Raw genomic sequence first — 4,104 nt, forward strand, 5'->3', positions numbered from 1 at the left:
AAGGCCAGGTCTCCCTCGCGCCCGCGGCCGAAGCGGAAAAAAGCAGCGAGGACAACCGGCTCTTGCGGCGTTTCCAAATCACCAAGAGCGGCGCCGATATCGCCAAGGAGATAGACGCCCTGGCCGTCCAGTACAGCCAGAAAGTGAAAATGCCCGGCTTCCGCCAGGGAAAAGTTCCCGTCGATGTGGTGAAAAAGGTGCACAAGCAGGCCCTGGAGGAAGAGGTCATCCAGCAGGCCGTCAGCAAGCTGGCGTTCGCCCGCATCGAACAGGACAAGATCGCCATCGCCAGCGAGCCCTATGTCGAAAAAATGGACCACGGCGAAGGGAAGGACCTGGTGGCGGACATCGCCGTCGAGGTGCTTCCCGAGGTTCAGCTGCCCGGCCTGGAGACGCTGAAGGTGGAGATTCCCAAGGCCGTCATCAGGGGCGAACCGTTCGACGAGGCCAAGCAGGTCGCGCTCGTTCTGGAAGCCAACAAGCGCTCGCAAGCCGTGAAGGACCGTCCCGTCCAGGACGAAGACCTGGCCCTGCTGCTGGTGCAGTCGGCCGACGCGGCCGGCAAAAGAAAGTGGCCGCGCCAGGAGACCTATTTCCTGATGAAGAAGGACGGCCCCGAGGAGATCAGCGGCCTATACGGGGAATTGCTGGGCAAAAAGGCGGGGGAAAAATTTTCCATCCAGAGATCCTACCCGGCCGACGCTGTGAAAAAAGCCTGGAGCGGCAAGACCATCGAGCATCAGGTGGAGATCAAGTCCATTTTCGAGTTGAAAAAACCCGAATTGGACGAAAATTTCCTGAAAACACTGGGGCTGAAAAGCGCAGCCGACTTCAAGGCCAAGCTCAAGGAGGAGTACGAACACCGCCAGGAGCACCGCAAGGACGAACAGATCATGGACAAGATATACGAGAAGCTCCTGGCCTCATGCGCGTTCCCCATACCCCGTTCGCTGGTCGAGCAGGAAGCGGCCCGGCTGCTCAGCCGCAGCCAGCGGCCGCTGAATTTCAAGAACGACGAGGAAAAAAACAAGCTCAAGGAACAGCTCTTCGTCCAGGCCGAGCAGGCGGTCCGCCTGTCGCTGATCCTGGAGCAGGTGCGCAAGCAGTACAAAGTCGACGTAAGCGCTGAAGACATCGAAAAGGAATACGCCCACCTGGCTAAGCACAATTCGCTGCCTGAAAAGGAAATCAGGAAGTACTACCAGGACCATAAAAAACTGGATGAATTGAAGGACCATTTGCTCAACGTCAAACTCAATGAATTCATCAAGGAAAAAATAAAGATCAAAGAGGTTTAACATGCCGCTTATCCCGATGGTCATCGAGCAAACAGGCAACATCGAAAGGGCGTACGACATCTATTCCCGGCTACTGAAGGACGGGGTCATTTTCCTGGGCTCGGCGATCGACGACAACGTGGCCAACGTCATCATCGCCCAGCTGCTGTTCCTGGAGGCCGACGACTCGGAGAAGGACGTATCGCTCTACATCAACTCCCCCGGCGGCATCATCAGCGCCGGCATGGCCATCTACGACACCATGCGCTTCATCAAGAACGACGTGGTGACCATCTGCATCGGCCAGGCGGCTTCCATGGCCGCCATTCTGCTGGCGGCCGGGACCAAGGGCAAGCGCTTCGCCCTGCCCAACTCCAAGGTCGTCATCCACCAACCGCTGGGGGGATTCGAGGGCCAGGCCACCGACGTGCTGATCCAGGCCGAAGAGATCCGCAAGGTGAAGGACAAGGTCATCGAGATCCTCGCCGGCCATACCGGCCAAAAAACCGAAAAAATCGCCGCCGACATCGAAAGGGACTACATCATGTCGGCGGAAGAATCGCTGAAGTACGGGATCATCGACTCGGTGATCAACGAGCGCAAGAAGGAGAAAAAAAAGGCCTGATATGAAGGAAGAAAAAGAAGCCCGCTGCAGCTTCTGCGGCATTCCCCAATCCCGGGCGATGAAGCTGATCGCCGGTCCGGGCGTATACATCTGCGACGAGTGCACCAAGACCGCTTATAACCTGATCTTCAGCAGCGGCGAGGCGCCGAGAACGCCGATCAGCGGCAAGAAATTCAAGCTCCTCACCCCGGCTGAAATCAAGGACAAGCTCGACGAGTATATCATCTCTCAGGACGGGGCCAAAAAGAAGCTGGCCGTGGCCGTTTACAACCATTACAAGCGCATCAACCACAACCAGAACTTGGCCAAGGTGGACATCCGCAAGAGCAATGTCCTGCTGATCGGACCGACCGGCACCGGCAAGACACTGCTGGCCGAGACCCTAGCCAAGACCCTGGACGTCCCCTTCGCCATGGCCGACGCCACCACCCTCACCGAAGCCGGCTATGTCGGCGAGGACGTGGAAAACATCCTGCTGAAACTGTACCAGGCAGCCGGCGAAAACAGGGAGCTGGCCGAGAAGGGCATCATCTATATCGACGAACTCGACAAGATCGCCCGCAAGAGCGAAAACCCGTCCATCACCCGCGACGTCTCGGGGGAGGGCGTCCAGCAGGCGCTGCTCAAGATCGTCGAAGGGACGCTGGCCAACGTCCCGCCGCTGGGGGGACGCAAGCATCCCTACCAGGAATTCCTTAAAATCGACACCAAGAATATCCTGTTCATCGCCGGCGGCGCTTTCGTCGGCCTGGAAAAGATCATCCAGCGCCGGCTGAAGAAAAACCTGATCGGCTTCAACGCCAGCAACAAGGAGAAGGGGCGCCACTTCCGGGCCGATATCTTCGAGCACGTGCAGACCGAGGACCTGATCAAGTACGGCCTGATCCCCGAACTGGTCGGCCGCTTCTCGGTGACCGGCATCCTCAACGAGCTCGACAAGGAGCAGCTGTACCGCATCCTGCTCGAGCCCAAGGACTCGATCACCAAGCAATTCAAGGCCCTTTTCAAAATGGACGGTGTCGACCTGGAATTTTCCCAGGAAGCTTTGGAAAAGATCACCGCGCAGGCGCTCCACCGCGGCGTCGGCGCCCGGGGCCTGCGCGCCATTTTTGAAGAGATCATGCTTGATCTGATGTTTGAAATCCCTTCCAAGAAGGACTCGATCAGCAAGGTCGTCATCGACGGCGACTTCCTCAAAGACAAAAAATGGATCGCCTGAACAGCAAGGAACTGGTGTTGCCCCTCATCCCGCTGCGGGAGCTGGTCGCATTTCCCAACGTCATCGTGCCGATCCTGGTCGGCCGCGACAAGTCGGTCAACGCCCTGAAGGCGTCGCAGGCCCAGTACGGCGGATACATTTTCCTGGCCGCCCAGAAGAACCAGGCCACCGAGTCGCCGGCGATCGAGGAGATCTACGAGATCGGCACCATCGCCCGGATCGAGAAATCGGCCGAGCAGAACAACGGCAGTTTCCGCCTCGTCGTCCAGGGCTTGAAAAGGGGTCAGATCCTGCGCTATGCCGGCAGCGACGATTTCTACCTGGTGCGGCTGAGCGTTCTGGAGGGCATCAACGAGACCGGCAAGGACTTGCTGGAGCTTTCACGCAATCTGATCGCCTTGTTCGAGGAATACATCAACCTGAAACGGGTGCGCTTGCCGGGCATCATGACCCGCCTCAAACCCAGCCAGCTCGCCGACGCCTCCGACATCATCATCTCGATCATCAACATCCCGCTGAAGATCAAGCAGACGCTGCTAGAGGAATTGAACTCCTACACCCGCAGCGTCCGCGTCTTCAACATCCTGAAGAAGGAAGTGTTGTTGCTGCGCAGCCAGCGCGACCTCGAACCCGGCCTCAAGCGCGAGGAAGGGCAGGAGAGCGATTACGACGAGTACAAGAAGAAAATCGCGGCGGCCCGGCTGCCCGAATACGTCAAGACCCGGGCCGACGAGGAGTTGGAGCGCCTGGCGGCCATGCCCCCCTACTCGGCCGAAAGCACGGTCTCGCGCTACTACCTCGACTGGCTGCTGGCCATTCCCTGGAACAAGTTCAAGAAGGAAAACAAGGACATCAAGCGCGCCGCCCAGATCCTGGACGAGGACCACTACGGCCTGGTCAAGGTCAAGGATAGGATCCTGGATTACCTGGCCGTGCGCTTGCTGGTCAAGAAGTCCGAGGGGGAGATCATCTGCTTCGTCGGG

Annotated in this window: 4 protein-coding genes; all 4 read left to right on the forward strand. The window is 58.5% G+C overall.

Annotation, left to right across the window (positions count from 1 at the left end; all coding sequences use genetic code 11):
* Positions 1–1,298: trigger factor (gene tig / locus NTW95_01605; protein ID MCX6556121.1), on the forward strand; the 1,298-nt coding region annotated here is incomplete at its 5' end.
* A 1-nt stretch (position 1,299) separates the two neighbouring features.
* Positions 1,300–1,902, forward strand: a complete 603-nt coding sequence (clpP, locus tag NTW95_01610) for an ATP-dependent Clp endopeptidase proteolytic subunit ClpP (GenBank protein MCX6556122.1) — start codon at positions 1,300–1,302, stop codon at positions 1,900–1,902.
* A 1-nt stretch (position 1,903) separates the two neighbouring features.
* Positions 1,904–3,121 (forward strand): ATP-dependent Clp protease ATP-binding subunit ClpX, encoded by a 1,218-nt coding sequence (gene clpX, locus NTW95_01615; GenBank protein MCX6556123.1) that lies wholly within the window; start codon positions 1,904–1,906, stop codon positions 3,119–3,121.
* On the forward strand, positions 3,109–4,104 hold a 996-nt coding region (locus NTW95_01620; protein ID MCX6556124.1), incomplete at its 3' end, for an LON peptidase substrate-binding domain-containing protein. The genes clpX and NTW95_01620, both read left to right, overlap by 13 nt.

The sequence above is a fragment of the Candidatus Aminicenantes bacterium genome (assembly GCA_026393795.1).
Classification (GTDB): domain Bacteria; phylum Acidobacteriota; class Aminicenantia; order UBA2199; family UBA2199; genus UBA2199.